The organism is Acidovorax sp. LjRoot66 (assembly GCF_964253305.1).
Taxonomy (GTDB): domain Bacteria; phylum Pseudomonadota; class Gammaproteobacteria; order Burkholderiales; family Burkholderiaceae_C; genus Acidovorax.
Genome location: NZ_CAXUQU020000001.1, coordinates 5,700,896 through 5,727,186, shown reverse-complemented (window position 1 = coordinate 5,727,186; position 26,291 = coordinate 5,700,896). Strand labels below are relative to the sequence as shown.

Here is a 26,291-nt window from a genome sequence, read left to right as displayed (position 1 = left end):
CGTAATGCCTCCCTTGCCATGCCAGTTTGTCCATGCATTTTTCCCGCCAGTTTTTCTCCCATAGGCTGATCTGGCTGGCGCTGCTGGTGTCCCTGGGCATCGGCCTGCTGTTTGCCCGAACGATCTGGACAATGCGGGAAGACAGTTGGGACTACGCCAGCCGCACCAACGCCAATCTGGCAAGCACACTGGAGCGCAGTATTGGCGGCACTCTCCGCTCGCTCGACGAGTCGCTCAAAGGTGTAGTGGCAGGGCTCGAGCGCCCCGAGGTCATGGCGCTGCCCGCCGATATCCGCAACGGTGTGCTGTTCGACAACTCCCTGCAGGTGCCGGGCTCGGGATCGGTATTGGTGGTCGATGACCGGGGCGACGTGGTACTGGACTCTTCCACCCTGAAGCCACGCCAGGCCAATTTTGCCGACCGGGACTATTTCCTTGTGTTTGCCAAAGGCAGCCACCAGGGGTTGCACGTGGGCCGCCCCGTGCCCTCGCGCCTCACCGGCTTGTACATTCTTCCGGTGACGAGGGCCTACCACCGCGCAGACGGTTCCTTCGCGGGGGTGGTGGTCGGAGCCATTCGCCTGAGCTACTTCGACGGGCTGTTCGGTTCGCTCGATCTGGGGACCGGCAGCCGGGTGGACCTGTACCGAACCGATGGGCTGCTGATCTCGCGTTTTCCGCCGCACCAGGCTGATGTGAACACCTCCATTGCCGGCACGGCCGCCCTGGCACGGCTGCAGGCTGACGCGGTGGGTATTGACGCGGTCGATGCGGCTGGCGCCGACGGCACGCGCCAGCTGCAGGCCTGGGAGCATGTGGGGGCGTACCCGCTGATCGTGAACGTGGCGCAGTCGAGCGACACCGTCCTGGCCAAATGGCACCGCAGCGCCTGGGTGCTCGGGGTGTTCTCGGTACTGCTGATGGCCGGCTGCGTAGGGCTGGCCATGCTCTTCGTGCGTGAACTTCTGCGGCGCCAGGCCGTGAGCGCCGAGCTGCGCCTGGCCGAGCGCGACCGCCAGACCATCCTGGACAACCTGCCTTCGCTGGTGAGCTATTGGGATGCAGACCTGAACAACCGCTTTGCCAACAGTGCCTATGACACCTGGTTCGGTGTGCCCGCCGAACAGTTGCGCGGCAGGCACTGCCGCGAGCTGCTGGGCCCTTCTCTGTACGCCATGTGCGAGCCCTTCCTGCGCAGCGCGCTGCGCGGTGAGCGCCAGCTTTTCGAGTGCACCATGGTCGACAAGGCCGGGGTGCTGCGCCATGCCATCGTCTCCTACGTGCCCGACGTGGATGGCCACGTGGTGCGCGGCGTCTTCTCGCAGACCACCGACATCACTGACCGCAAGCGCATGGAGGAGCAGCTGTTCGAGGAGAAGGAGCGCATCCGCCTGACGCTGCAGTCCATCGGCGACGCAGTGATCTGCACCGACGCGCAGGGCTCCATCACCTACCTGAACCCCGTGGCCGAGCGCCTCACCGGCTGGCAGGCCTTTGACGCCGCCGGCAGCCAGGTCGACGCCGTGGTCTGCCTGCACGATCCCGCCACCGGCATGCCCATGCCCAGTCCGCTGCGCCAGGCCATCCAGGGCGTGGTCCAGGAGGTGTCGGTGCGCGGCGTGGTGCACCACCGCACGTCGGGCCAGCGTTTCGACGTGCAGGAAACCGCCAGCCCCATCACCGACCGCCACGGCGCGGTGACCGGTGCGGTGGCCGTGCTGCGCGACGTGACCGAGGCGGTGGCCATGCAGGCGCGCATGGCCCACCTGGCGCAGTACGATGCACTGACCGACCTGCCCAACCGCCTGCTGTTGCAGGACCGGGCCCAGTTGGCGATTGCGCACGCGCGGCGCGACGGCCGCAGCCTGGCCGTGATGTACATCGACCTCGATGGCTTCAAGGGCGTCAACGACCGCCTGGGGCATGACATGGGTGACCGGCTGCTGGTGCAGTTCGCCCAGCGCCTCAAAGGCGCCGTGCGTGAGTCGGACACGGTGTGCCGCCAGGGCGGCGATGAGTTCGTGGTGCTGCTGCCGGGCCTGGAGGATGTGGAGGGCGCCTGCAGCGTGGCGCGCAAGATCCTGGCGACGGCGGCCACCCCGTTCGACCTCGCAGGCGAGCCCCTGTCCATCGGCTTGAGTGGCGGCATCGCCGTGTTTCCCGCGCATGGCAACACCTTCGAAGAGCTCACGCAGCACGCCGACGCCGCCATGTACACCGCCAAGCGTAGCGGCCGCCTGCAGTTCATGCTGTACGCGGGTCCCGGTGCCGAGCCACGGGTGATCAAGCAACTACTGCCCGAACCGGGTTGACGCGCCCGCGCGTTGCCGGGGCCTGCGCAGCGCAGTGGGCGGCATGCGTCTATGCTTGGCGGCTCTGTCCGCTTTTTCAGTGCCTCCCATGCATGCGCTCGCCCCGGTGTTGTTCGTCCTGATCTGGTCCACGGGCTTTCTTGCAGGGCGCGGCGTGGCCAGCCATGCAGACCCTTTCTGGTTCCTGGCATTGCGCTTTGCCTGTGTGGCTGTTGCCTTCATCGGTGCGGCACTCTGGGTGCGGGCCGCCTGGCCCAAGGGGGTGCGGCGCATCGCCATGCACCTGCTGGCCGGCGCGCTCATGAGCGGGCTGTACCTGGGGCCCAGCTGGTGGGCCATGTCGCAGGGACTGGCGGCGGGCATCATGTCGCTCATCGGTGCGCTGCAGCCGCTGTTCACGGCGCTGCTGGCGGTGGCCGTGCTGGGCAAGCGCCTGTCGCCCACCACCTGGGGCGGGCTGGCGCTGGGCTTTGGCGGCGTGGGCATGGTGCTGCTGCCGCGGCTGCAGGCGGCCGATGCCAGCGTGCTGTCGCTGCCCGTGGTGCTGGTCGCGGCGGGCAGCATCTTCTCGCTCACCTTGGGTTCCATGGTGCAGAAGTCGCCGCTGGCCGCGGGCGACGACCTGCGCAGTGCCAGTGCCGTGCAGAACATCGGGGCCGTGGCGGTGCTGCTGGCCATGGCGGGCGCGGTCGGCCAGCCGCACTGGGACAATTCGGCCGCGCTTTGGGGCTACCTGGCGTTCTCGGTGCTGGTGCTGTCCATTGGCGGGGCCACGCTGCTGATCTGGCTCATGCGCCGGGGCGAGGCCACGCGCACCACGGCCCTGCTGCTGGCCGTGCCGCCGCTGTCGGCGCTGCAGGCCTGGTTCATCTTTGGCGAGACGCTCTCGGCCATCCAGCTCGCGGGCTTTGTGGTGGCCATCGCTGGCGTGGCACTCGCCCGGCGGTGAGCCGCCATGCAAAAATTTCAATGCACGCGCAAAAGCCTTCATGCTGCCCCGGCTGCGGCGGGGCTACGATGCGCTGCATTCATAACAAGGGGACCCCGTGCCTGACCTGTCCAAAATCACCTGCATCGAAGACCTGCGCGCCATCGCCCAGCGCCGCGTGCCGCGCATGTTCTATGACTATGCCGATTCAGGCTCGTACACCGAAGGCACCTACCGCGCCAACACGGCCGACTTCCAGGGCATCAAGTTGCGCCAGCGCGTGGCCGTCAACATGGAAGGGCGCAGCACCCGCACCACCATGCTCGGCCAGGACGTGGCCATGCCCGTGGCGATTGCGCCCACCGGCCTCACGGGCATGCAGCATGCCGATGGCGAGATCCTGGGTGCGCGTGCGGCCAAGGCCTTCGGCATCCCGTTCACGCTGTCCACCATGAGCATCTGCTCGCTCGAAGACATTGCCGAGAACACCGGCCGCCACCCCTTCTGGTTCCAGGTCTACGTGATGCGCGACCGCGACTTCATCGAACGCCTGATCGACCGCGCCAAGGCCGCCAACTGCTCGGCGCTGCAGCTCACGCTCGACCTGCAGATCCTGGGCCAGCGCCACAAGGACATCAAGAACGGCCTGTCCACCCCGCCCAAGCCCACCCTGCGCAACCTCATCAACCTGGCCACCAAGCCGCAGTGGTGCATGGGCATGCTGGGCACCAAGCGCCGCAGCTTCGGCAACATCGTCGGCCATGCCAAGGGCGTGGGCGATTTGTCGTCGCTGTCGTCCTGGACGGCAGAACAGTTCGATCCCCAGCTCAACTGGGGCGACGTGGAATGGATCAAGAAGCGCTGGGGCGGCAAGCTGGTGCTCAAGGGCATCATGGATGCCGAGGACGCGCGCCTGGCCGTGGACAGCGGGGCCGATGCGCTCATCGTCAGCAACCACGGCGGGCGCCAGCTCGACGGTGCGCCTTCATCCATCGCCGCGCTGCCGGCCATCGCCCAGGCGGTGGGCAAGGACATCGAGGTCTGGATGGACGGCGGCATCCGCAGCGGGCAGGACGTGCTCAAGGCCCGCGCCCTGGGCGCGCAAGGCACGCTGATCGGCCGCAGCTTCCTCTACGGCCTGGGCGCCTTCGGCGAGGCCGGCGTGACCCGCGCGCTGCAGATCATCCAGAAGGAACTCGATATCACCATGGCCTTCTGCGGCCATACCAACATCAACACGGTGGACCGCTCGATCCTGCTGCCGGGCACGTACCCGGTGTAGGCGCCCGGCAAGCTCGCGGGCCTTCTCCAGCCTGCATGGCCGCCGTGTCCTTTGGAGTGGGCTGGGCGCCTCGGCAGCGCGCTATAACCGACACATGACGCTTTCATGGATGGCCTGGGCCTGGATTCCCCTCACCCTCTGGGCTGCGCTCGCGCAGACGGCGCGCAACGCGGCCCAGCGCTCGGTCACTGCCGAGCTGGGCACGTTGGCCGCCACGCTGGTGCGCTTTCTCTACGGGCTGCCGCTGGCCACGGCCTGGGTGGCGGGGCTCACCTGGGTGGGCGCGGGCTACCCGGTTCCCCACTTTTCACTGCCCTATGCAAGTTGGCTGGTCATGGGCGCGCTGACGCAGGTGGGTGCTACGGCCTTCCTGCTGCTGGCGATGAAGGAGCGCAACTTCGTGCTTGCGGTGGCCTATTCCAAGACCGAGGTGCTGCAGGTCGCGCTGTTCTCGGCCGTGCTGCTGCAGGAGCTGCCGGGCCCGCTGGCCTTTGGCGCCATGGCCGTCGCCACGCTGGGCGTGGTGCTGCTGTCGCTGCCTGCGGGCGGCTGGCGCACGCTGCGGGCCGGTGAGGGCGGCGGCAGCAAGCTGGTCGCCTATGGCCTGGCCTCGGGTGCGTGCTTTGCCCTTGCCAGCGTGGGGTTCCGCGGGGCGTCGCTGGCGTTGGGCGATGGCGTGGCGCCCTGGGTGGCCGGCGCCTGGGGCGTGTTCTGGGCGCAGTTGCTGCAAAGCATTGTGCTGGGCGGCTGGTTGCTGGCGCGCCAGCCCGGCGTGGCCGGAGCGATTGCGCGTGCCTGGCGGCTGTCGGTGGTGGCGGGCTCCATGGGGGCGCTGGCGTCCATTGCCTGGTTCACGGCCTACGCCATGCGCCCGGCGTCGGACGTGCGCACGCTGGGCTTGGTCGAGGTGCTGTTCAGCTACCTGGTGTCGCGCCGCATGTTCCGCGAAAGCCTGTCGCGCACCGAAGGCATCGGCTTGGCCCTGGTGCTGGCGGGGCTGGTGGGCATCTGCGCCCAGTGGTAGCGGGGTTCCATGTCAGGGGGCAGGCACGGCCGTCAGCCGCCTCAGCGTGGCCAGGTAGGCCACCACATCTTCGCGCTCCTGCGCGTTGTCCAGGCTGTAGTCCATGGCCTGGCCCGGGATCAGGGCCTCGGGGTCGGTCAGCCAAGCCTTGAGTGTAGCCCGCGTCCACAGCAGCTTGCTGCTCTGCAGCGCGGGTGAATACTCGTAGTCCTTGAGGGCACCAGCACGGCGGCCCACCACGCCCCGGTGGGCCGGGCCCTCACGGTGCACGTCCACGCTGTGGCAGCCCGCGCAGTGTTCTTTGTACACGGCGCGCCCGCGTTCCACCGATTGGGCGGATGCGCTGGCGCTGGCCATCCACAGCACGCTGGCGGCCAAAGCCGCGATCACCCCTTTCGCCTCAGCCCGCATCGCAGCGTCCCTGCAAGATGCCAGGGTGTGGCGTGAAGGGGGCGTGGAAGTTCGGTGGGATGCTGTTGTTCATGAGGCCAAGCGGGTCGATGGGGAGAAGGGGCGGCGGCTGCAAGGCCTCGCCCTTTGCCTTGCCCGCTCTATACGCAACAGGCCTCCCATTGGATGCAGCCAGTGCGCGCTGTCTGCATGGTGGCGCTTTTCCGGGGGCACAAAGGCCCGCCAGTGCATCCAGACGCCGGTTTGTGGCGTATCCACAGCAGACCACCTGGAACTTCCTACGTGACTTCCGGCCTTTCCCACACAATCGGCGCATGAGCACCCTCACCCCAGACAGTGAACTGATGTACCTCCTTGACCGCATCGCCGCGCAGGACGACTCCGCGCTGAAAGCCTTGTACGAGAGCACCTCGTCCAAGCTGTTCGGCCTGGCGCTGCGCATCGTGCGCCACCGCGACGTGGCGGAAGATGTGCTGCAGGAAGCATTTTTGAGCATCTGGCGCGGTGCGGGCAACTACCGTGCCTCGCTGAGCCCGCCCATGGCCTGGATGGGGCTGATCGTGCGCAGCCGCGCCCTGGACGCGCTGCGCAAGCGCAGCTCCGAGCGCAGCGACCTCACCAATGAGTTCGACGACGAGATGGCGCAGACCCTGGAGGGCGATTCGCCCAACCCCATGGACGTGACCCAGGCCAGCGAGCAAGCCTTTGCACTGCACCAGTGCCTGGGCAAGCTCGAACACAAGCAGCGCGAGGTGGTGAGCCTGGCCTACCTGCGCGACCAGAGCCACAGCGAACTGGCCGAGCAGCTGCAACTGCCCCTGGGCACTGTGAAGAGCTGGATCCGACGTGGCCTGGAGCAGTTGCGCCAGTGCATGGCCCGTTACATCTGAGGGGGCACCATGAACATTACCCAACACCCCGAACTGCTCGACCGCCTGGCGGCGAGCTACGCGCTGGGCACCCTGCGCGGCGGCGCACGCCGCCGCTTCGAAACCCTGGCCCGCGAGCACGCGGCGGTGCGTGCTGCCGCCCTGGTGTGGCAGACCCATTGGTCGGGCCTGGCTGAATTGCAGGAGCTGGCCCAGCCCGATGCGGCCGTCTGGAAACGCATCGACAACCTGGTGCAGGCCGACCGGCAGGCCCAGGCCATGCAGGCCGCGCGCCTGGCGAGCCAGGAGCCGGCCTTGCCAGGAGCTGTCGGGCCCGGCGGCTGGCTGCGCAGCCTGCTGCTGTGGCGTGGCGCCGCGGCAGCGGGGGCCCTTGCCACGCTGGTGGCCGTGGTGGTCGGCGTGCAGGTCAATGGCGGGCTGCGTGCCAGCAGCGGTGCCCAGATTGCCGAGCTGCGCCAGCAACTGCAGGCCGCGCCGCAGATCCAGTACGTGGCCGTGCTGGCCGATGACAAGGCCGCCGCCTCCATGCTGGTGACCTTCGACCCCAAGAACAACCAGCTGGTGCTGCAACGCGTGGGCGGCTTCCAGGAGGGGGCGGACAAGTCGCTGCAGCTGTGGGCGTTGCCGCCAGCGGGCGGCCCGCGCTCGCTGGGCGTGCTGGGCCAGGAAAAGCTGCTCAACCTGACGGCCGGCGAAGCCGACGTGCGCCAGGTTCCGGCCCTGGCCATCAGCCTGGAGCCGCGCGGAGGCGTGCCCAGCGCGGGCGGCCCCACGGGGCCTGTGCTGTTCAAGGGCGAGCTGATCCAGCGCATGCTGTAGGCGGCGCGACGGCCCAGCAGACTGGGCGGCTGGCGCGGCGGCGTGGTTTTTCCGCAAAAATTGAGGGCGGATGCTTTTTGTTGCATCCAGCCGTGAACACGGTGCGTAATGGAAGGTGCAACATCTGCTGACAGCACCGACATCCCCGGAGACGCCCCGATGAAAACACTGCCTCCTTCCTCCCTTTCGCCCATGGCCCGAGCGCTTGCCCTGGGCCTGGGCATCGGCCTTGTCGCGGTGGCCGGCGCCGCCCGCGCCGACACCGGCAAGCTGCTTTTGACCGGCGGCGTCAGCACCATTGCCGGCTCGGCCGGTGGCGGCCTCACACCCTGGGCCGTGATCGGCAGCAATGCCACCCAGGGCGAAGTCGGCTTCAGCGGCTACGCCACGCGTGTCGGCACCCAGGACTACAGCCTGACCGGCTACGGCGTGGCGGTAGGCTTGTACGACCGGGTCGAACTGTCACTGGCACGGCAGGATTTCGATGCCTCGCCAGCACTCGCGCTCAATGGGGTCGCCGCCTTCGGCGTCACGCCGGGCCAGCACATCAAGATGGACGTGGTGGGCCTGAAGGTCAAGGTCGCTGGCGACGCCGTGCTCGACGCCGACACCTGGATGCCGCAGATCGCGGTGGGCATCGAGCACAAGCGGGCCAGCCCCGGCTCCATCCAGTCGGTCTACAACTTCCTGGGTGTGAAAGACAGCGGCACCGATCTGTACGTGAGTGCCACCAAGCTGTTCCTGGCCCAGAGCCTGCTGGTCAATGCCACGCTGCGCTCCACCAATGCCAACCAGAACGGGCTTTTGGGCTTCGGCTCTGCCGCGCCCGGCAAGAACGGCCGCAGCCTGCAGCCCGAGTTTTCGGTAGCGTACCTGGTGAGCAAGAACGTTGCCGTAGGGGCTGAATACCGCTTCAAGCCCAACGACCTGCAGGCGCTGGGCGCTTCAGCGGGTCTGGGCGCCGGGCTGCGCGAGGACGACTGGAAAGACCTCTTCGTGGCCTGGGCCCCGAGCAAGCACCTGTCGTTCACACTGGCCTACGTGGACCTGGGCCGCATCGTGCCCGGCGTTACCCAGGGCCGGCGCCAGACGGGCTATTACCTGTCGGCCCAGGCCGCGTTTTGAAATGAAACACCCCCTGAGTCGCTTCGCGCCTTCCCCCTCTCTCGACTCGCTGCGCGAGTCGGGAGGGGGACGCCCCCAGCGCGGCGGGGCGGCCCTTGCGCGGGGGCACTGGCCTTGGCCGCGCCAGTTTCGTGCGTCGCGGGTGGCGTGCAGCACATTTAACAACGGATACCTGGTAGTTTTGGAGACAGCCATGAAAAAGACCCTGATGGCCTTTGGCCTTGCCTTCGCCAGCCTGCTGGCAGCCCCCGCCCTGGCCCAGTCCGCAGCCCCCGCTGGCCTGTACCAGGCGCTGGGCGAAAAGCCCGGCATCACCCGGCTGGTGGATGACTTCGTGGACCGCGTAGTGAAAGACCCGCGCATCGGTGCCCATTTCAAGGACGTCAAGCCCGCAGCCCTCAAGGAGAGCCTGACCGACCAGTTCTGCCAGCTCAGCGGGGGGCCTTGCAAATATGAAGGCGCCGATATGAAATCGGCGCATGCGGACATGGACATCAACAAGGGCCATTTCCACGCACTGGTCGAGGTGCTGCAAGGCTCCATGGACGCGCAGGGTATTCCCTTCGCGCAGCAGAACCGCTTGCTGGCCTTGCTGGCACCCATGCACCGCGACGTGATCACCGTTCGCTGAGGAGGATGCCCATGATGACGAAAAGTGCGCTTCTCGCCTTTGCCGCCTTTGCTGCGGCCACTGGCGCCCTTGCCGGCAATGTGCAGATCCAGGTTCTGGACAGGGACGGCAAACCGGTGCCCGATGCCGTGGTGGTGGTCTACCCCCCGGTCGGTGCAGGTACCGCACCGACCCTCATGGCGCCCAGCCCGGTGATCGAGCAGGAAAAGATGCGCTTCGTGCCCGCCGTGACGGTGGTGGTGCCTGGCACCACGGTGCGTTTTACCAACCAGGACCGCTGGGACCACCATGTGCGCGGCAACTCCGCCACGCCCGTGGCCAGCGCGGCGCCAGGCGCCAGCGGCTTCGAATTGCGGCTGGCGGGCAAGGCCGATGGCAAGCCCGCCAACTTTGCCGACGCAAAGCTCGACGCTGCAGGCGTGGTGCTGTTGGGTTGCCACCTGCATGGTTCCATGCGCGGGCACATCTTCGTGACCGATTCGGCCTGGACGCTCAAGACCGACGACAACGGCATCGCCCGCTTTGCCAGCGTGCCGGAGGGCGCGGCCCAGGTGCGTGTGTGGCATGCCGAGCAACTGGTGGACCTGCCGCGCAAGGCCGTGCAGGTGCTGGCCACGCCGGTGCTCGACACGGTGCAACTGAGCGTGGTACCTCGCGTGCGCCGTGCGCCGCCTCCGTCCAGCGCACCGGGTGGCCCGATGGGCTCGTACAGCCAGGCGCAGCCGCCGGGGCAGCACACGCACTGACTGGATCCATTCACCGGTTCAATGCCACCTCGGCTGCGGGAGGTGGGGGCATGCTGCCATCGGCGGGCAGGGCCTGCAGGTAGGCATACAGGGCGCGCGCATCCACATCGCTGAGCTGGCCCAGCGATTCGAAGGGCATGACCTGGATCGGCGTGCCATCGGGCCGCTTGCCGTTGCGCAGCATGGCCACGAAGCTTTCCACCGTGGGGTAGCGGGCCATCGCGCTGTCCTTGCCGGGGCGGATGTCGGCGGCGGCCGGCCAGTCCGGCGGGCCGCCGGGGATCTTGCCGCCCGCCAGGCTGGCGCCGTGGCAGCCGATGCACATGTTCGCCACGTACTGTCCGTTGGCCACCGTCACGCCTGCGGGCACGGGGCGCGAGGGCGCCTGGTGGTGGTCGATGCGCGAGGCCGCGTCGGGAATCACGCCCAGGCCGTACAGCACCCAGGCGGGGCGCGGCAGCTCGATGGCAGCGGGCGTGCCCTCCTTGGCGGGCAACTGGCGCACATAGGACACCAGGGCGTTCAGGTCGTCGTTGGTCAGGCGGTTGTAGTCTTCGCTGGGCATCACCAGCAGCGGGCGGCCGTTGGGCTTGACGCCGTGGCGGATGGCGTTGTTCCAGTCCTCGGGCTGGTAGCGCGCCACCACGCCGGCCGGCGTGATGTTGGGGCCGGCCAGCCGGGTGCCCCTGCCATCGTTGACGAACTCGCGGCCCGTGCCCTGCGCGCCATGGCAGTCGGTGCAGCCGCGCGAGGTGAACAGGTAGCGCCCGCGCTCGATGGTCTGCGCCTCGGTGGTGTAGGCCACGGGGCGCGGCTTGATGTCGATGTAGCGGTTGCGCTTTTGCTCGGCCAGGTACAGGCCGGTGGCGGCCGTGGCGGCAACCAGCACGCCCAGTGCCAGGGCGCTGCCAGCCGTCCATTTCATCCAGCGTTTCATGGTGGGGAAGCCTTGTAGGAATGAGCTCAGAAACTCGATGGAGCGGATTCTGAATTCCTGCAGGCTGTTTGGCGCATCGCGCGCCAGAGGTGTCGGCAGGCTGGGTGACTTTTGTCACGGATGCCCGGATCGCGTGGCCCCACCAGGTTGCCGCGCGACCAGGATCCCCTGCCGCAGTCGCCGATCAGCGCTCGATGTTCTTGTTCCAGCGCGCGTTCCAGGCGGGCCGGTTGGCGTTCACGCTGTCCCAGTCCAGCGTCACGGCATTCTTCATCCACTGGCTGATCTGGGCCACCTGCGCTGCCCCTTCGCCCACGGCCGGGGCCTTGGGGTTGGTGGGGATCTGCGCGCCGAACTGCAGCACGTTGGCCTGGGCCAGCGGGCTCAGCAGGAACTCGGCAAGCTTTTGCGCCAGCTCGGGTTCGCTGTTGTTGGCGATCACGCACTGGCCCACCATCAGCACCACCGAGCCTTCCTTGGGCTGCGCGTACTCCACCGGGATGCCCTTGGACTTGAGCGCGGCCACGGCCGTGGGGGTCAGCGGGAACATCGCTGCCTCGCCGGTCTGCACCATCTCGGAGATCTTGGCCGAGCTCGGGATGTACTCGAGCACGTTCGGGCCGATGGTCTTGGCCCAGTTGTTGAAGCCGGGCTCCACGTTCTTGTCGTTGCCGCCCTGAATGCGGTTGAACATCAGAAAGCCATGCAGCCCGAAGGAAGAGGAGGGCATGGACTGGAACACCACCTTGCCCTTGTACTTGGGATCGGCGAAGTCCATCCACGAGGTCGGTGGCGCCCAGCCCTTCTCGGTGAACATCTTGGTGTTGTAGGCGATGCCCGTCATGCCCAGGCTCACACCGCTGGCCAGGTCGTCCTTGAAGCGGGCGGCGGGGTAGATCTCATTGAGGTGGGGGTTGGGCCGCTGCTTCTGGCACAGGCCCATGCCCATGGCGCGCACCATGATGCCGTCGTCAAGAAACATCACGTGCATCTGCGGCCTGTCCTTGTTGGCCTGCGCCTTGGCCAGGATGTCCGACGAGGTGCCCGGCACCACCACCACCTTGGCGCCATGCAGCTTCTCGAACGCGGGAAAGACGTACTGCGTGTACGCCTTCTCCATGGTGCCGCCGTTCATGCCGATGTAGATCGTTTTCGTCTGGGCACCGGCCATGCCGCTGGCGGCCAGCGCAGCCGCCGCGGCTGTTGTCAGCAGCGCACGGCGCACAAAAGAGGTCTGGCGAGAAGAGGTCATGGGGTCTTTCCTTTCAGGGTGTTGGAAGGGTAGCGGTCAGGGGATCGAAACTCAATGGGCAGCAGCGGCTGCCGGGGCGCTGGCAGGGAAAAAGCGCCCGATGGAAAAGGCGTCGGTGGGTGTGCTGCTGCGGCCGTCGCGGGCCAGGTCGGCCAGCACTTCACCGGCAGCCGGGCCGATCTGAAAGCCCGCCCCCGCAAAGCCGAAGCCGTGCAGCAGGCCGGGCGTGGTGTGGCTCTTGCCGAGCACGGGCTGGCGGTCGGGCAGGTAGCCCTCGGTGCCGCTCCAGGTGCGGATGAAATGTGCGTGCTTGAGCACCGGCAGCAGCTCGATGGCCTGCACCGCCAGCGCCGCGATGGCGCTGCGCTCCGAGCGTGCACGGTCCGCATCCAGGCCAACGCCCGAACCGCCGCCCAGCACCAGGTTGCCGCGTGCCACCTGCCGGCAGTAGATGCTGCCGCCCTCCACACCCAGGCTCCAGTGCATGAAGAAGGGCAGGGGCTCGGTCACGGCCATGGCCGGGTGGCCCGACTGCAGTGGCACGGCCTCGCCGAACTGGGTGGCCAGCGGGCCCGACCAGGCGCCTGCACAGTTGATGAGCACGGGCGCACGCACCGTGAGCGCGGAGCCCGAGCGCAGCACGAACTGCCGGCCGTCGTGCTCCACCTCGGTCAAGGGCGTGCGCTCGAAGATATGGGCGCCCGCGCGCCGGGCGGCCAGTGCGAACGCGGGGGACACCAGGCGCGGGTTGGCCTGCCCGTCCTCACGGCAGAGCGATCCACCCACGGCCTTGCCGCCCAGCCAGGGGCAGCGCTCGCGCAGCCCCTGGCCCGAGAGCAGCTCGATACCAAGGCCGTAGTCGCGGCTCATGGCCTCGTAGCGCTCCAGCGCAGCCAGGTCCTCCTCGCTGCGCGCGATCTTGAAATGGCCGGTGCGCTGGTACTCGCCATCGGTGCCCAGCAGTTCGGGCAGGCGGCCCCAGATTTCGTGGGCACGCTGTGCCAGCGGCAGTTGGCTCAGGGGGCGGCCCTGGCGGCGCACGCCGCCGTAGTTCACGCCGCTCGAGCGCGAGCCGCACAGGTCGCGTTCGAGCAGCACCACGTCCACGCCCCGGCGGCGCAGTGCGAGTGCCGCCGAGGCGCCCACGATGCCGCCGCCGACGATGGCCACGTCGGTGTCCATCAGGCGCGGGTTGCTGGTCAGGTGGGGTGCGGCGGCGCTCATGCAGCGGCTCCGGTGTGCTGGCTGGCGGCCTGCAGGTGGATGGGAATCGGCTTGATCGGTGCCTGGCCACGCAGCCGGCCCACCAGTTCCACCGGCTTGCCGGTGGCGTGGGCCAGGATCTCCGCCGCTGCCACGCCGCAGCTGCGGCCCTGGCAGCGGCCCATGCCTACGCGGGTCAGCGCCTTCAGCCGGTTCATCTCGTCGGCGCCGGTCTCGCGCACGGTGTCGCGCAACTGGCCGGCCGTGACGTTCTCGCAGCGGCACACCACCAGCTCGTCGGGTGCCTGAGCGGCCCAGTCGGTGGGGAAGGGAAAGGCCCGCTCCAGCCCCTCGCGAAAGCGCGCCAAACGGGTGAGCTTGTCCTCGAGTTCCTGGGCGCGGGCGGTGTCCACGGACCCCCCCTGGTCGGCCAGCAAGGCCAGGGCGGCACGCTCGCCGGCCCACTCGGCCGCATCGGCACCCATGATGCCCGCGCCGTCGCCTGCCAGGTAGACCCCCGCCACGCTGGTGCGGCCGGCGCCATCGCGCTCGGGCAAATGGGCTCGCTGCAGGGGCGCCCAGGCAAAGCGGCAGCCCAGCAGGTCGGCCAGTTGGGTCTCGGAACGCAGGGCGTAGCCCAGGCCCACGGCGTCGCAGGCCAGTGTGTGTTCGCGCGTACCGTCGCTCCACACCACGCCATCCACGCGTTCGTCACCCAGCACGCGCACGGGGCGCACGCCAGTATGGATGGGCACGCCATGCGCGCGCAGCCAGCCCACGTAGTACACGCCCTTGGCGAACACGGCGGGCTGGGTCAGCATGGCCGGCACGGCGGCCACCTGGTCGGCCAGGCGCGCAGTGTCGAGCACGGCTGCCACGGTGGTGCCGGCGCGTGCGTACTGGTAGGCCACCAGGTACAGCAGCGGCCCGGTGCCCATCAGCACCACCCGGCTGCCGATGGTGCAGCCCTGGAACTTGAGCGCCACCTGCGCCCCGCCCAGGCTGTAGACACCGGGCAGCGTCCAGCCCGGCACGGGCAGCACCCGGTCGGCCGCGCCGCTGGCCACGATGAGCTGGCGGTAGGGCACGCTGCGCGTGGTCTGCGTGGTGCCGTGCAGCACGTCGAGGAAACCGCCCTGGGCGTTCCAGACCAGGCTGTCGGGGTGGTAGTCGATCTGGTCCGCAATGCCGTCGAGCGCGGCATGCACGGCGGTGGCGCGCGCGGCTTCGGTGCCGTACAGGGCCGACGCCGGACGCTGGAAGTGCGCGGGTGGGCGCCGGTAGATCTGGCCGCCCCCACGCGCCGCTTCGTCGAGCAGCACGGGGCGCACGCCATGCGCGGCCAGGGTCTGCGCGGCGCGTATGCCGGCGGGGCCTGCGCCCACGATCACGGCCTGCAGGGTGGGGTTGCTCATGCCGCGCCTTCCCCGGTGCGCAGGGCCATGCCCGGCGCGATGAAGGTGGCGCAGGCGCGCAGGCGCTCGCCGCTGTCGGTCTGCACCCAGCAGTCCTGGCAGGCGCCCATCATGCAAAAGCCGGCGCGCGGCTCGTGGCTGAACTCGTTGTGGCGCAGACGCGCCTGCAAGGTGAGGATGGCGGTTAGCACGGTGTCGCCTTCGAGGGCGCTGGCCGGCTGGCCATCGAGCATGAAAGGCACGGCCTTGCGCGCGGTTTCGGCCACGCGGCGCAGCAGTGGCAATGCAGGGGAGGTCGTCGTGGCCATGGGCTTACTTGCGCCCCACCAGCACGCGGTCCAGGCCGTAGACGCGGTCCAGCAGCACCATGGCGAAGGCCGTCACGGCCACCATCAGGGCCGACACGGCAGCCATCAGCGGGTCGATGGATTCGGTGGCGTACATGTACATGCGCACCGGCAGCGTCACCGTGCTCGGCGAGGTGACGAAGATCGACATGGTCACCTCGTCGAAGCTGTTGATGAAGGCCAGCAGCCACCCGCCGGTGACTCCCGGCAGGATCATCGGCAGCGTGATGCGCGTGAACACCGTGGCCTGGCTGGCACCGAGCGAGAGTGCCGCGTGCTCGGCGCTGCGGTCGAACCCGACCAGCGCCGCCACCACCAGGCGCAGCGTGTAGGGCGTGACGATCAGCGCATGCGCCAGCACCAGCCAGCCGAAGCTGCCCGTGCCGCCCACCAGCGCGAACAGGCGCAGCAGGGCCACGCCCAGTACCAGGTGCGGAATGATCAGCGGCGAGAGGAACAGCCCGTTGAGAAAGCCGCGCCCAGGAAAATCGTAGCGCGTGATGGCAATGCCCGCAGGCACGGCCAGCACCGTGGCCAGCGTGGCCGATGCGAGCGCCAGCCACAGGCTGTTCCAGAACGACTGCACGAAGTCGGGGTGCTCGAACACCGCCCTGAACCAGCGCAGCGAGAACTCGGTGGTCGGCAGGGTCAGCGTGTTTTCGGGCGTGAAGGCCACCACGCACACGACCACCAGGGGCGCGAGCATGAAGGCGATGACGAGGGCGTTGAACGCCAGGGCGAGAGGGCCGTTCTTGTGCATGGTCAGATTTCCTGCGGGATCGTCATGGTCATCCCAACGCCTTCTTGTAGCGGCCTTCGACGAGGCGGTTGTAGCTCAGCATCACCACGAGGTTGGCCACCAGCAGGGTCAGGGCCACGGCCGCGCCCAGCGGCCAGTTGAGTTCGTGCAGGTACTCGTCGTAGACCACGGTGGCCACCATCTTCAGGCGCCGCCCGCCCAGCAGGCCGGGGATGGCGAACGAGCTGGCCGCCAGCCCGAACACGATCAGGCTGCCCGAGAGGATGCCCGGCAGCACCTGCGGCAGCACGATGCGGCGCAGTGTGGTGAAGGGCGATGCCTTGAGCGACAGGGCCGCGTTCTGCACCCCCGGGTCGAGCTTTTGCAGCGAGGTCCACACGGGGATCACCATGAAGGGCAGCATCACATGCACCAGCGCCACGATGACGGCGATCTCGGTGTAGAGCATCTTCACCGGGCCGATGCCGACGAGCTTGAGCGTGCCGTTGACCAGGCCCTCGGGCCCGAGCAGCATGCTCCAGCCGAAGGCCCGCACCACCACCGAGACCAGCAGCGGCGCCAGCACCACCAGCAGCAGCACCGAGCGCCAGGGGTTGCCCATGCGGCTCAGGATGTAGGCTTCGGGCGCGCCGATGGCGACGCAGATCACGGTGACCAGCGCCGAGATCCAGAAGGTGCGCCAGAAGATGGCGTGGTAGTACGAGTCGGTGAACACGTGGGCGTAGTGCTCCAGCGTGAACTCGCCGGCCTTCACGCCCGTCATCGGGTCGAAGGCATTGAACGACAGCACGGCCGTGAGCGCCAGCGGCACCAGCAGCAGGCAGGTGAACAGCACCAGCGCCGGGGCCGACAGCCACCAGGGCACGGCCTTGCGGGTGGCGCTGCTCATGGGGCCACCTCGGCCTCGGGTTCGGCCACGGCGACCTCGTCGGCGGGCAGCAGGCGCATGCAGTGGTCAGGCCAGTCCACACCTGTGCGATCGCCCTCGTTGAGCGCGTTGCGGCCGTCATTGGGCACCAGCACCATCAGGTTGCCCACGGGCGTGGCCACGCGGTACAGCCACTGGCTGCCCAGGAAGAAGCGTTCGCCCACCTCGCCGTCGAGCCGGCCCTGCACGGCGGGCACCAACTGCAGCTTCTCGGGCCGCACGCTGAGCAGCACGGCGGCGCCGGGTCGAAACTCCGGGCCCTCGACCTGCACCGCCAGCGAACCCACCGCCACATGGGTGCGTGCCGCGCCGCTGGCCGTGACCTTGCCTGGCAGCAGGTTGGCCTTGCCCACGAAGGTGGAAATGAAGCGCGTGCGCGGGTGCTCGTATACGCGGTGCGGGTGGTCGATCTGCGTGGCGCGGCCGGCCTCCATCACCACCACGCGGTCGCTGATGGACATGGCCTCGCTCTGGTCGTGCGTGACCATCACGGTGGTCGTGCCCACCTTGCGCTGGATCTGGCGCAGCTCGAACTGCATTTCCTCGCGCAGCTTGGCATCAAGGTTGGACAGGGGCTCGTCGAGCAGCAGCACCGGCGGCTCGATCACCAGCGCGCGCGCCAGCGCCACGCGCTGGCGCTGGCCGCCCGAGAGCTCGCGCGGGTAGCGCGTGGCATGGGCTTCCAGGTGCACCAGGCCCAGCGCCTGGGCCACGCGCTCCTTGCGCTCGGCCTTGGGCATCTTGCGCATCTCCAGGCCAAAGCTCACGTTGTCGGCCACCGTCATGTGCGGAAACAGGGCATAGCTCTGGAACACGATACCGAGGCCGCGCGTGTTGGCCTTGGCGTGCGTGATGTCGCGGCCGTCGAGTTCGATGCGGCCGTTGGTCACCGCCTCGAAGCCCGCCACCATCTGCAAGGTGGTGGTCTTGCCGCACCCCGAGGGGCCCAGCAGCGAGACGAACTCGCCTTTTTCCACCGAAAGGTTCATGGCCTGCACCGCGCAGGTGCTGCCATAGAACTTGGTCACGTCAGTGAGTTGAAGGAAGGACATGCACGGGCCTTTCTGGTCGCTGTTTCATCGCTGCGCGGCGGCGGTCCACCCGTGCCTGCCCCGTGTATGCACCGGTGCGGTGCGGGTTTCAGCGTTCTGTGGACTGTCTTGCGCTTTCGATTCAATGTATTGCAGTAATCAGGCCAGCTTGCATCGGGTATTCCATTAAACAGAATTTTTATTGAATTTATTCCGTTTAATGGAATATGATGCACTTCGAAAATGCCATCTATTCCACAGGAGCAGTGCATGGAACCAGCTTCGACCTCCACGGGCGGCGTGCCCCGCATGTTTGCCGTCATCCGCGCCCTGGCCGAGGTGCAGGCCGAGGGCGGGCGGGTCACCCAATTGGCGCGTGCCGTGGGCCTGACCCAGGGCACGACGCACCGTTTGCTGCAATCGCTGGTGGCCGAGGGCATGGCCGAGCAGGACGAGCGCAGCAAGCTCTACCGGCTGTCCACCGAGTTCTTCGCGCTGGCCGCCAAGGCCGGCAACCCGGGCGACCTGCGCAGCCTGTGCCGGCCTGCGCTGCTGCGCCTGAGCGCGAGCCTGGGCGACAGCATCTTCCTCTTGGTGCGCAGCGGGTTCGATGCGATCTGCCTGGACCGCAGCGAGGGGCCATTTCCCATCCGGTCATTCACGGGTGACATCGGCGGGCGCGTGGCACTGGGGGTGGGGCAGGGTGCCTTGTCCATCCTGGCCTTCCTGCCCGAGGCCGAGCGCGAGGAGGTGATCCGCTTCAATCTCTCGCGGGTGCGCGAGTACGGCGTGTACGACGAGGTCTACCTGCGCACCGAGATCGAGCGCGTGCGCCAGACGGGCTATGCCGCCCGCAACACCGGCCTGCTCGAAGGCATGGCCGGCGTGGGTGTGCCCGTGCTCGACCGCGAGGGCCGCGCCGTGGCCGCGCTCAGCGTGGGCACCATCTCGGCTCGCCTCAATGAGGACCGCCTGCCCACCGTGGTGGAGCTGCTCAAGCGCGAGGCGGCGGCCATAGGGCCGCGCATCCATCCCTTCGATGCCACCTTGCGCCGCCCCGCGCAAAGCCTGGCGGGGCAGCAGCCCGAGCAGCGCCTGGTGCCCGGCGGCGTGCCGGCCTCGCCGAACTGAGTCCGGCAGCGGCGGGGGCGTATGCTGCGGGCTCCTGCCCTGTCCAGGTGCGATGGATGCGGCGCTTTCCACCACCCTTGTCCCAGGCTGCCATGAACCCCATCCTCACCCTCGTCGTGTACTTTGCCATCATCACCTGGCTGCTGGTGGTCGTGGCCAGCCTGATCCGAGCCCGCGCCTGGACGCCCTCGGGCCTGCTGCTGGCCTTCGGCAACCGCGATCATCTGGCCGATCCGGGGGCCTTTGCCGGCCGCGCCGAGCGCACTGCGCGCAACAGCTTCGACAACCTCGTGTTCTTTGCCATCCTGGGCCTGGCGGCCACTGCCAGCAACCGCACCGGCAGCCAGGTGGTGCTGGGCGCCCAGGTGTTCTTCTGGGCGCGCATGGCCTACATCCCGGTGTACTACATCGGCATTCCGTATGTCCGCACGGCGACCTGGGCCGTGAGCATTGCCGGGCTGGCGATGATGGCGGCGGCCTTGCTGTAGTTCGCCCGCAACGTGCGCGTTGCGAATGGTGGGCGGCGGTGACGCCCGGCACAGCGGGTGGCATGGATCTGCCACCGCAGCACGGTGCACGGCCTACATTCGGTGCTCATTCCTCTACGGCCAAGTGCCGCACCCATGACCACACTGCACGACGCCAGCCCCGAATACCTCCAGCAATGCCGCAACGCGCAAGCCGCTGAACAAGCTGCCTCGCTGGCCGCCACCAACCAGTGGGCCCATGTCGACAAGGCCCGGGCGCACCAGGATTTCCAGCGTTTCTATGAGGAACTGGCGCCGCTGATCGACAGCGCCGAGCCTTTTGCGCCGGCCATCCAGGCCCTCATGGCGCGGCACCATGCCATTGCGTCACGCTTCTATGCGCCGTCGCGCGAGGCCTATATCGGCACGGCACTGTTCTATGCCGACAACCCCGACATGAAGGCTTTTCACAATGCCTACCACCCGCGCATGGTGGCGTTTCTCGGCGAGGCCATCCACGCCTACGCGCACAGCCATCTATAGGGTGGGGCGGGCGGCAGTGGCAATGCCTGCACACTGCGCCAGCAGCCAGTCCCTGAAGGCCTTGACCAGCGGCGTCTGCGCGCGCGCCTCGGGGTAGACGAGGTAGTAGGCCTCACTGCTGGTGAGCACGTCGGTGGACAGGGCCACAAGTGCCCCCGAAGCAAGCTCGCCTTCGATCAGAAAGCGCGGCAGCAGCGCCGCGCCCAGGCCCGACACCGCCGCCTGCGCGATCATCGAGAACTGCTCGTAGCGCGGGCCACGCAGCGCCTGCGGGGTGGGGGCGCCCAGGCGCTCGAACCATTCCGTCCATTGCGTGGGCCGGGTGTTCTGCTGCAGCAGCACGGCGCCTGCCAGGTCGGCCGGCGTGCGCAGGCCTTGCTGGGCGCGGTAGTGGGGGCTGCACACGGGCAGCACCTCCTCGTGCATCAGGTACTCGCACACGGCGCCGGCCCAATGCGGTGCGCCGAAGTGGATGGCCGCGTCCATCGGCTCCTGCGCGAAGTCGAAGGGCTCGGAGCGCGCCGAGAAGTTCACCGTGGCATCGGGGTACAGCGCCATGAAGCCCGACAGCCGCGGAATCAGCCAGCGTGTGCCCAGCGTGGGCAGCACCGCCAGGTTGAGCAGGCCGCCCGCGCTCGAAAACGCCATGGCCTTCTGCGTGGCGGCCGACAGCTGCTGCAGCAGGGCGCGCACGTCGGCGGCGTACACCCGCCCGGCATCGGTCAGCACCACGCGCTGGCGCACGCGGTGGAACAGGGCCATGCCCAATTGCTCCTCCAGCTGGCGTATTTGGCGCGATACCGCGCTCTGCGTGAGGTGCAGTTCCTCCGCTGCGCGCGAGACGCTGGTGTGGCGTGCCGCCGCCTCGAAGGCGAGCAGGTCGCCCACGGGTGGCAGGAAGGTCTTGCGAAACATGGCTATTCATGCTCATCGGGAATGATTCTCAGGGTTTACACCGCTGGCGCACCGCTGTGGTGCCTGCCTCATCCACGAAGTGGGCACAGGTGTTGACGTGACTTGATTCTATTTGCGAATCAAGTTGTTCCAATTTTTTGCTATCCGCGACCCGTCGATTGGGCGATATTGGGCGCATTGATTTTTGGAATGCTGCCATGTCCGCACCCTCTGCTGTCTCCCACTCCCTCGTGACCGATGTCGATGCACTGCTGCAGCGCCTGGGCGTGCCGCGTGCCGCCTACACCGGCGGCGACCTGCCGGTGCGCTCGCCCATCACCGGCGAGGCCACCGGTGCCGTGCACGAGGTGTCGGCTGCCGACGCCACCGCCGCCATCGCCCGCGCGCAGACGGCCTTCCTGGCCTGGCGCAACGTGCCGGCCCCGCGCCGCGGCGAACTCGTGCGCCTGCTGGGCGAGGAACTGCGCGCCGCCAAGGACGACCTGGGCCTGCTCGTCACGCTGGAGGCTGGCAAGATCCCCTCCGAAGGCCTGGGCGAGGTGCAGGAGATGATCGACATCTGCGACTTCGCCGTCGGCCTGTCGCGCCAGCTCTACGGCCTGACCATCGCCACCGAGCGCCCCGGCCACCGCATGATGGAAACTTGGCACCCGCTGGGCGTGTGCGGCGTGATCTCGGCCTTCAACTTCCCCGTGGCCGTGTGGTCGTGGAACGCGGCCCTGGCCCTGGTCTGCGGCGACTCCGTGGTGTGGAAGCCGTCCGAGAAGACGCCCCTCACCGCCCTGGCCACGCATGCCATCGCCCAGCGCGCACTGGCCCGCTTCGGCGATGCGCCCGAGGGCCTGCTGGAGCTGCTGATCGGCCAGCGCGCCATCGGCGAGGTGCTGGTGGACGATGCGCGCGTGGCCGTGCTCTCGGCCACCGGCTCCACCGCCATGGGGCGTGCCGTCGGCCCGCGCCTGGCCGCGCGCTTTGCCCGCGCCATCCTGGAGCTCGGTGGCAACAACGCCGCCATCGTCGCCCCTTCCGCCGACCTGGACCTGGCGCTGCGCGGCATCGCCTTCGCCGCCATGGGCACGGCCGGCCAGCGCTGCACCACGCTGCGCCGCCTGTTCGTGCACGACAGCATCTACGACACCCTGGTGCCTCAGCTCGCCAAGGTGTATGGCAACGTGCAGGTGGGCGACCCTCGCGCCACCGGCACCCTGGTCGGCCCGCTGATCGACCGCGGCGCCTACGACGGCATGCAGAAGGCGCTGGACGAAGCCCGCGAGCTGGGCGCCAAGGTGCATGGCGGCGAGCGCGTGCAGGGCGTGGCCGGCAGCGATGCCTACTATGTGCGCCCCGCGCTGGTGGAACTGCAAAAGCACGAAGGCCCGGCCCTGCACGAGACCTTCGCGCCCATCCTCTACGTGGTGCGCTACGGCACGCTCGATGAAGCCATTGCCTGGAACAATGCCGTGGGTGCCGGGCTGTCGTCCTCGATCTTCACGCTCAACGTGCGCGAGGCCGAGCAGTTCATGTCGGCTGCGGGCTCGGACTGCGGCATCGCCAACGTCAACATCGGCCCGAGCGGCGCCGAGATCGGCGGCGCCTTCGGCGGCGAGAAGGAAACCGGTGGTGGCCGCGAAGCCGGCTCCGACAGCTGGAAGGCCTACATGCGCCGCGCCACCAACACCGTCAACTACTCCACCGCACTGCCGCTGGCGCAGGGCGTGAAGTTCGACGTCTGAGCACAGCGCTAACGTTCGGGAGCACCACGGGCATGCCCATCGTGATCATCGGCGGCGGCGTCATCGGCAGCGCCATCGCCTACGAACTGACGCGCCAGCAGCCGGGCTGCGAGGTCGTGGTGGTGGAGCGGGATCCGACGTACGCACGCGCCTCGTCGGCGTTTTCGGCCAGCTCCATCCGCCAGCAGTTCTCCACCGACATCAACGTCCTGATCTCTGCCTATGGCATCGGCTTTCTGCGCAATGTGGGCACGCTGCTGGCTTGCAATGGCGATGTGCCCGACGTCGGCCTGCACGAGGGCGGCTACCTGTACCTGGCCACTGCGGCTGGCGAAGCCACGCTGCGCGACAACCACATACTGCAAAAGCGCCATGGCGCCGATGTGGCGCTGCTCGGCCCGGATGAACTGGCCGAGCGCTTCCCCTGGCTGGCGTTGCAGGACGTGGTGCTGGGCTCGCTCGGCCTGTCGGGCGAGGGCTGGTTCGACGGCTACCTGCTGCTGACCGCGCTGCGCAAGAAGGCTCAGAGCCAGGGCGTGCGCTACATCGCCGACGAGGCCGTGGGCTTTGCCATGGCCGCCAGCGATGGCGTGCAGCACGTGACCGCCGTCCGGCTGCAAAGCGGTGCCTCTCTGCCCTGCAGCCATGCCGTCAATGCGGGCGGTCCCTGGGCTGCCGCCATCGCAGGCTGGGCGGGCATTGCCTTGCCCGTGGTGGGCAAGCGCCGCACCGTGTTCCATCTCTCCAGTCCGGCCCAACTGCCGCGCTGCCCGTTGCTCATCGACACCAGCGGCATCTGGCTGCGGCCCGAGGGCCAAGGCTTCATTGCCGGGTTTGCACCGCCCGCCGAGCAGGACGCCGACTTCGCCCCGCTGGAGCCCGAATACCACGCCTTCGAGGAGCATGTCTGGCCCACGCTGGCAGAACGCATCCCGGGCTTCGAGGCACTGCGCATGCAGGGCGCCTGGGCCGGCTACTACGAGATGAACACCTTCGACCACAACGCCATCGTAGGCCTCTCCCCTGCCTGCGACAACCTGGTGTTCGCCAACGGCTTTTCGGGCCACGGCCTGCAGCAGTGCCCTGCCGTGGGGCGGGGCGTGGCCGAGCTGTTGCTCACAGGCGGCTACCAGATTCTGGACCTGTCGCCCCTGTCCATCACGCGCATCGCCGAGAACCGGCCGCTGCTGGAGAAGAACGTCATCTGAATCGGAGCAACGCCGCATTCGTGTGGCACGCCCCCACCGCTTTCCCAACGCCATCCACAACAACCACCGGAGACAACGACATGGCTTTTTCCCCCAACCGCAAAATGATGGCCGTGGCCCTGGCCGCACTGCTGTGCGCCGCAGGTGCCAGCGCCCAGACCACGCTCGAGAAGATCAAGGCCAGCGGCAAGGTCGTGCTCGGGGTGCGCGAAACCTCGCCTCCCATGGCCTACGCGCTGGGCGCCAACGAAAAATACGTGGGCTACCACGTCGAGCTGTGCGAGCGCGTGCTCAAGGAGATCGTGCCCGACGCCAAGCTCGAGTACATGGCCGTGACGGCTCAGAACACGCTGCCGCTGGTGCAGAACGGCACGCTCGACATCGGCTGCGGCCCGACCACCAACAACACCGCGCGCCAGCAGCAGGTGGCCTTTGCGGTGACCACCTATGTGAGCGAAGTGCGCATGGCGGTGCGCAAGGACTCGGACCTCAAGTCCGTCAGCCAGCTCGCGGGCCGCACCATTGCCGCGTCCACCGGCACCACGGCCGTGCAGTTGCTGCGCAAGCAGGAACGCGCCCTGGGCGGTGCGTCCGTCAAGACCGTGCTGGGCAAGGACCACCACGAAAGCTTTTTGCTGCTCGAATCCGGCCGCGCCGATGCCTTCGTGCTCGACGACAACCTGCTGGCCGGGATGATCGCCAACGCCAAGGACCCATCGGCCTACCGCATCGTGGGCGAACCGCTGGGCGCCGAGCCGATTGCGCTGCTGTTCCGCAAGGATGACCCCAGCTTCAAGGCCGCGGTGGACGGCGTGCTCACCAAACTCATGCAGAGCGGTGAGATGGAAAAGATCTACACCAAGTGGTTCATGAACCCTATCCCGCCCAAGAACGTGGCCCTGAACCTGCCGCTGGGCACCACGCTGCGCCAGCTGTTCGCCGCCCCCAACGACAAGCCCCTGGAGTCCTACCAGCAATGAACGCCGCCATCCCCGCCACGGCCTTTCGCGCGGCCGACCGCATCAGCGCCATCGGCGTGTCGGACATCGTGCGCATCACCCAGGCCGCCAACGAGCTCAAGCGCCAGGGCCAGCCCGTGATCGTGCTGGGCCTGGGCGAGCCGGACTTCGATACGCCGATCCACATCCAGGAGGCCGCGCAGCAGGCCATGGCGCGGGGCGACACGCACTACACGGTGCTGGACGGCACGCCCGCACTCAAGGCGGCCATAGCGCTCAAGTTCCGCCGCGACAACGCCCTGGAGTTCGCCGCCAACGAGATCACCGTGGGCGCGGGTGCCAAGCAGGTCATCTACAACGCGCTGATGGCTAGCCTGAACCCCGGCGATGAGGTGATCCTGGCCGCACCCTACTGGACGTCGTACGCCGACATGGTGCTGATCGCGGGTGGCGTGCCCGTGGTGGTGCCGTGCAGCGAGGCCAATGGCTTTCGCATCACGGCCGAACAGCTCGAAGCAGCGATCACGCCGCGCACCCGATGGGTGTTCATCAACTCTCCCTCCAACCCCAGCGGCACGGCCTACAGCGCCGAGCAACTGCGGCCCATCCTGGAGGTGGTGCTGCGCCACCCGCAGGTCTGGGTGCTGGCGGACGACATCTATGAGCACATCCTTTACGATGGCCATGCGTTTGCCACGCCGGCGGTGGTGATGCCCGCGCTGCGCGAGCGCACGCTCACCGTGAACGGCGTTTCCAAGTCGTATGCCATGACGGGCTGGCGCATCGGCTACGGCGCGGGCCCGCGTGCACTGATTGCGGCCATGGCCGTGGTGCAGAGCCAGGCCACCTCGTGCGCCTCGTCCATCAGCCAGGCAGCGGCCGTGGCGGCCCTGACCGGGCCGCAGGACATCGTGGCCGAGCGCTGCCGCGAGTTCCAGGCGCGGCGCGACTTGGTGGTGGCCGCGCTCAACGCTTCGCCCGGGCTGCGCTGCCGCGTGCCCGAAGGCGCGTTCTACACCTTCGCCAGCTGCGAAGGCGTGCTGGGCCGCACCACGCCGGGCGGCGCCACGCTGCGCACCGATGCGGATTTTTGCGACTACCTGCTGCGCGAGTTCCACGTGGCGGTGGTCCCTGGCAGCGTGCTGGGACTGGCGCCGTACTTCCGGATCTCGTACGCTGCGTCCATGGCCGACCTGCAGGAAGCCTGCGCGCGCATCCGCCGTGCGTGCGATGCGCTGCGCTGACGGTTTGCCGATTTCTTTTTTGTTTGTTTCTCTCGTTCCGGAACCCTGAC

26 protein-coding genes are annotated in these 26,291 nt (G+C 68.3%); 16 read left to right on the top strand and 10 right to left on the bottom strand.

The features are described from left to right. Window positions 1–32 precede the first annotated feature (32 nt). From ACSQ3Y_RS26880 to ACSQ3Y_RS26865, 4 genes are all read left to right on the top strand, one after another. Entirely contained in the window at window positions 33–2,312 is a 2,280-nt protein-coding gene (locus tag ACSQ3Y_RS26880) for a diguanylate cyclase domain-containing protein (protein WP_436179409.1), read from the top strand. Window positions 2,313–2,400: 88 nt separating this feature from the next. Next, window positions 2,401–3,261: a DMT family transporter gene (locus tag ACSQ3Y_RS26875; protein ID WP_436179408.1), complete on the top strand. Its 861-nt coding sequence runs from the start codon at window positions 2,401–2,403 to the stop codon at window positions 3,259–3,261. Window positions 3,262–3,358: 97 nt separating this feature from the next. Continuing rightward, entirely contained in the window at window positions 3,359–4,522 is a 1,164-nt protein-coding gene (locus tag ACSQ3Y_RS26870) for an alpha-hydroxy acid oxidase (RefSeq protein WP_427999657.1), read from the top strand. Between the two features lie 94 nt (window positions 4,523–4,616). Then, window positions 4,617–5,546: an EamA/RhaT family transporter gene (locus tag ACSQ3Y_RS26865; RefSeq protein WP_427999658.1), complete on the top strand. Its 930-nt coding sequence runs from the start codon at window positions 4,617–4,619 to the stop codon at window positions 5,544–5,546. Between the two features lie 12 nt (window positions 5,547–5,558). Here the strand turns inward: ACSQ3Y_RS26865 and ACSQ3Y_RS26860 are convergent, their stop codons facing one another. Further along, window positions 5,559–5,936, bottom strand: coding sequence for a c-type cytochrome (locus ACSQ3Y_RS26860; protein ID WP_436179407.1), 378 nt, complete (start codon window positions 5,934–5,936; stop codon window positions 5,559–5,561). A gap of 335 nt (window positions 5,937–6,271) precedes the next feature. On the opposite strand from ACSQ3Y_RS26860, the gene ACSQ3Y_RS26855 reads away from it, so the two are divergent. The 5 genes from ACSQ3Y_RS26855 to ACSQ3Y_RS26835 all read left to right on the top strand — a co-directional run bounded on the left by ACSQ3Y_RS26855 (window position 6,272) and on the right by ACSQ3Y_RS26835 (window position 10,168). Then, on the top strand, window positions 6,272–6,847 hold the full coding sequence (locus tag ACSQ3Y_RS26855) for an RNA polymerase sigma factor (protein ID WP_057202064.1): 576 nt from the start codon (window positions 6,272–6,274) through the stop codon (window positions 6,845–6,847). A gap of 9 nt (window positions 6,848–6,856) precedes the next feature. Next, on the top strand, window positions 6,857–7,666 hold the full coding sequence (locus ACSQ3Y_RS26850) for an anti-sigma factor (RefSeq protein WP_436179406.1): 810 nt from the start codon (window positions 6,857–6,859) through the stop codon (window positions 7,664–7,666). A 192-nt stretch (window positions 7,667–7,858) separates the two neighbouring features. After that, window positions 7,859–8,791, top strand: coding sequence for a DUF3034 family protein (locus tag ACSQ3Y_RS26845; RefSeq protein ID WP_436180177.1), 933 nt, complete (start codon window positions 7,859–7,861; stop codon window positions 8,789–8,791). A gap of 193 nt (window positions 8,792–8,984) precedes the next feature. Then, the gene (locus ACSQ3Y_RS26840; RefSeq protein ID WP_057202067.1) at window positions 8,985–9,422 is read left to right on the top strand and encodes a group I truncated hemoglobin; all 438 of its coding nucleotides are present in this window, start codon (window positions 8,985–8,987) and stop codon (window positions 9,420–9,422) included. A gap of 11 nt (window positions 9,423–9,433) precedes the next feature. Next, complete coding sequence (locus ACSQ3Y_RS26835; protein WP_235514439.1) at window positions 9,434–10,168, top strand: cupredoxin domain-containing protein; 735 nt, start codon at window positions 9,434–9,436, stop codon at window positions 10,166–10,168. Between the two features lie 10 nt (window positions 10,169–10,178). Here the strand turns inward: ACSQ3Y_RS26835 and ACSQ3Y_RS26830 are convergent, their stop codons facing one another. From ACSQ3Y_RS26830 to ACSQ3Y_RS26795, 8 genes are all read right to left on the bottom strand, one after another. After that, on the bottom strand, window positions 10,179–11,105 hold the full coding sequence (locus ACSQ3Y_RS26830) for a c-type cytochrome (RefSeq protein WP_436179405.1): 927 nt from the start codon (window positions 11,103–11,105) through the stop codon (window positions 10,179–10,181). A gap of 184 nt (window positions 11,106–11,289) precedes the next feature. After that, the gene (locus tag ACSQ3Y_RS26825) at window positions 11,290–12,357 is read right to left on the bottom strand and encodes an ABC transporter substrate-binding protein (protein WP_427999661.1); all 1,068 of its coding nucleotides are present in this window, start codon (window positions 12,355–12,357) and stop codon (window positions 11,290–11,292) included. A 51-nt stretch (window positions 12,358–12,408) separates the two neighbouring features. After that, window positions 12,409–13,581 carry an NAD(P)/FAD-dependent oxidoreductase gene (locus ACSQ3Y_RS26820; protein WP_057268424.1) on the bottom strand — a complete coding sequence of 391 codons (1,173 nt, stop codon included), beginning with the start codon at window positions 13,579–13,581 and terminating at the stop codon, window positions 12,409–12,411. Then, the gene (locus ACSQ3Y_RS26815) at window positions 13,578–14,975 is read right to left on the bottom strand and encodes an NAD(P)/FAD-dependent oxidoreductase (RefSeq protein ID WP_057268425.1); all 1,398 of its coding nucleotides are present in this window, start codon (window positions 14,973–14,975) and stop codon (window positions 13,578–13,580) included. The genes ACSQ3Y_RS26820 and ACSQ3Y_RS26815 overlap by 4 nt, the downstream gene beginning before the upstream one ends. After that, window positions 14,972–15,283, bottom strand: a complete 312-nt coding sequence (locus ACSQ3Y_RS26810) for a (2Fe-2S)-binding protein (RefSeq protein ID WP_057202072.1) — start codon at window positions 15,281–15,283, stop codon at window positions 14,972–14,974. Before ACSQ3Y_RS26810 ends, ACSQ3Y_RS26815 begins: the two co-directional genes overlap by 4 nt. 4 nt (window positions 15,284–15,287) lie before the next feature. Continuing rightward, on the bottom strand, window positions 15,288–16,082 hold the full coding sequence (locus ACSQ3Y_RS26805; RefSeq protein WP_057202073.1) for an ABC transporter permease: 795 nt from the start codon (window positions 16,080–16,082) through the stop codon (window positions 15,288–15,290). Between the two features lie 28 nt (window positions 16,083–16,110). Continuing rightward, window positions 16,111–16,971 (bottom strand): ABC transporter permease, encoded by an 861-nt coding sequence (locus tag ACSQ3Y_RS26800; protein ID WP_057202074.1) that lies wholly within the window; start codon window positions 16,969–16,971, stop codon window positions 16,111–16,113. Further along, window positions 16,968–18,062: an ABC transporter ATP-binding protein gene (locus tag ACSQ3Y_RS26795; protein ID WP_057202075.1), complete on the bottom strand. Its 1,095-nt coding sequence runs from the start codon at window positions 18,060–18,062 to the stop codon at window positions 16,968–16,970. The genes ACSQ3Y_RS26800 and ACSQ3Y_RS26795 overlap by 4 nt, the downstream gene beginning before the upstream one ends. 249 nt (window positions 18,063–18,311) lie before the next feature. Between ACSQ3Y_RS26795 and ACSQ3Y_RS26790 the strand changes: the two genes are divergently transcribed. The 3 genes from ACSQ3Y_RS26790 (at window position 18,312) to ACSQ3Y_RS26780 (ending at window position 20,182) form a co-directional block, all read left to right on the top strand. Next, a complete protein-coding gene (locus tag ACSQ3Y_RS26790; protein ID WP_057202076.1) occupies window positions 18,312–19,172 on the top strand; it encodes an IclR family transcriptional regulator in 861 nt (286 codons plus the stop codon). A gap of 92 nt (window positions 19,173–19,264) precedes the next feature. Next, window positions 19,265–19,660 (top strand): MAPEG family protein, encoded by a 396-nt coding sequence (locus ACSQ3Y_RS26785; RefSeq protein WP_057202077.1) that lies wholly within the window; start codon window positions 19,265–19,267, stop codon window positions 19,658–19,660. Between the two features lie 135 nt (window positions 19,661–19,795). Beyond that, window positions 19,796–20,182, top strand: coding sequence for a TipAS antibiotic-recognition domain-containing protein (locus ACSQ3Y_RS26780; protein WP_057202078.1), 387 nt, complete (start codon window positions 19,796–19,798; stop codon window positions 20,180–20,182). Here the strand turns inward: ACSQ3Y_RS26780 and ACSQ3Y_RS26775 are convergent. Next, window positions 20,177–21,097: a LysR family transcriptional regulator gene (locus ACSQ3Y_RS26775; RefSeq protein ID WP_436179404.1), complete on the bottom strand. Its 921-nt coding sequence runs from the start codon at window positions 21,095–21,097 to the stop codon at window positions 20,177–20,179. The two genes, ACSQ3Y_RS26780 and ACSQ3Y_RS26775, sit on opposite strands and share 6 nt — an antisense overlap. 197 nt (window positions 21,098–21,294) lie before the next feature. Between ACSQ3Y_RS26775 and amaB the strand changes: the two genes are divergently transcribed. The 4 genes from amaB to ACSQ3Y_RS26755 all read left to right on the top strand — a co-directional run bounded on the left by amaB (window position 21,295) and on the right by ACSQ3Y_RS26755 (window position 26,241). After that, entirely contained in the window at window positions 21,295–22,830 is a 1,536-nt protein-coding gene (gene amaB, locus ACSQ3Y_RS26770) for an L-piperidine-6-carboxylate dehydrogenase (protein WP_057202080.1), read from the top strand. 32 nt (window positions 22,831–22,862) lie between these two features. Continuing rightward, window positions 22,863–24,038, top strand: a complete 1,176-nt coding sequence (locus ACSQ3Y_RS26765; RefSeq protein WP_436179403.1) for an NAD(P)/FAD-dependent oxidoreductase — start codon at window positions 22,863–22,865, stop codon at window positions 24,036–24,038. 80 nt (window positions 24,039–24,118) lie between these two features. Then, a complete protein-coding gene (locus tag ACSQ3Y_RS26760) occupies window positions 24,119–25,018 on the top strand; it encodes an amino acid ABC transporter substrate-binding protein (protein WP_436179402.1) in 900 nt (299 codons plus the stop codon). Then, complete coding sequence (locus ACSQ3Y_RS26755; RefSeq protein WP_057202082.1) at window positions 25,015–26,241, top strand: pyridoxal phosphate-dependent aminotransferase; 1,227 nt, start codon at window positions 25,015–25,017, stop codon at window positions 26,239–26,241. The genes ACSQ3Y_RS26760 and ACSQ3Y_RS26755 overlap by 4 nt, the downstream gene beginning before the upstream one ends. Window positions 26,242–26,291: the final 50 nt, after the last annotated feature.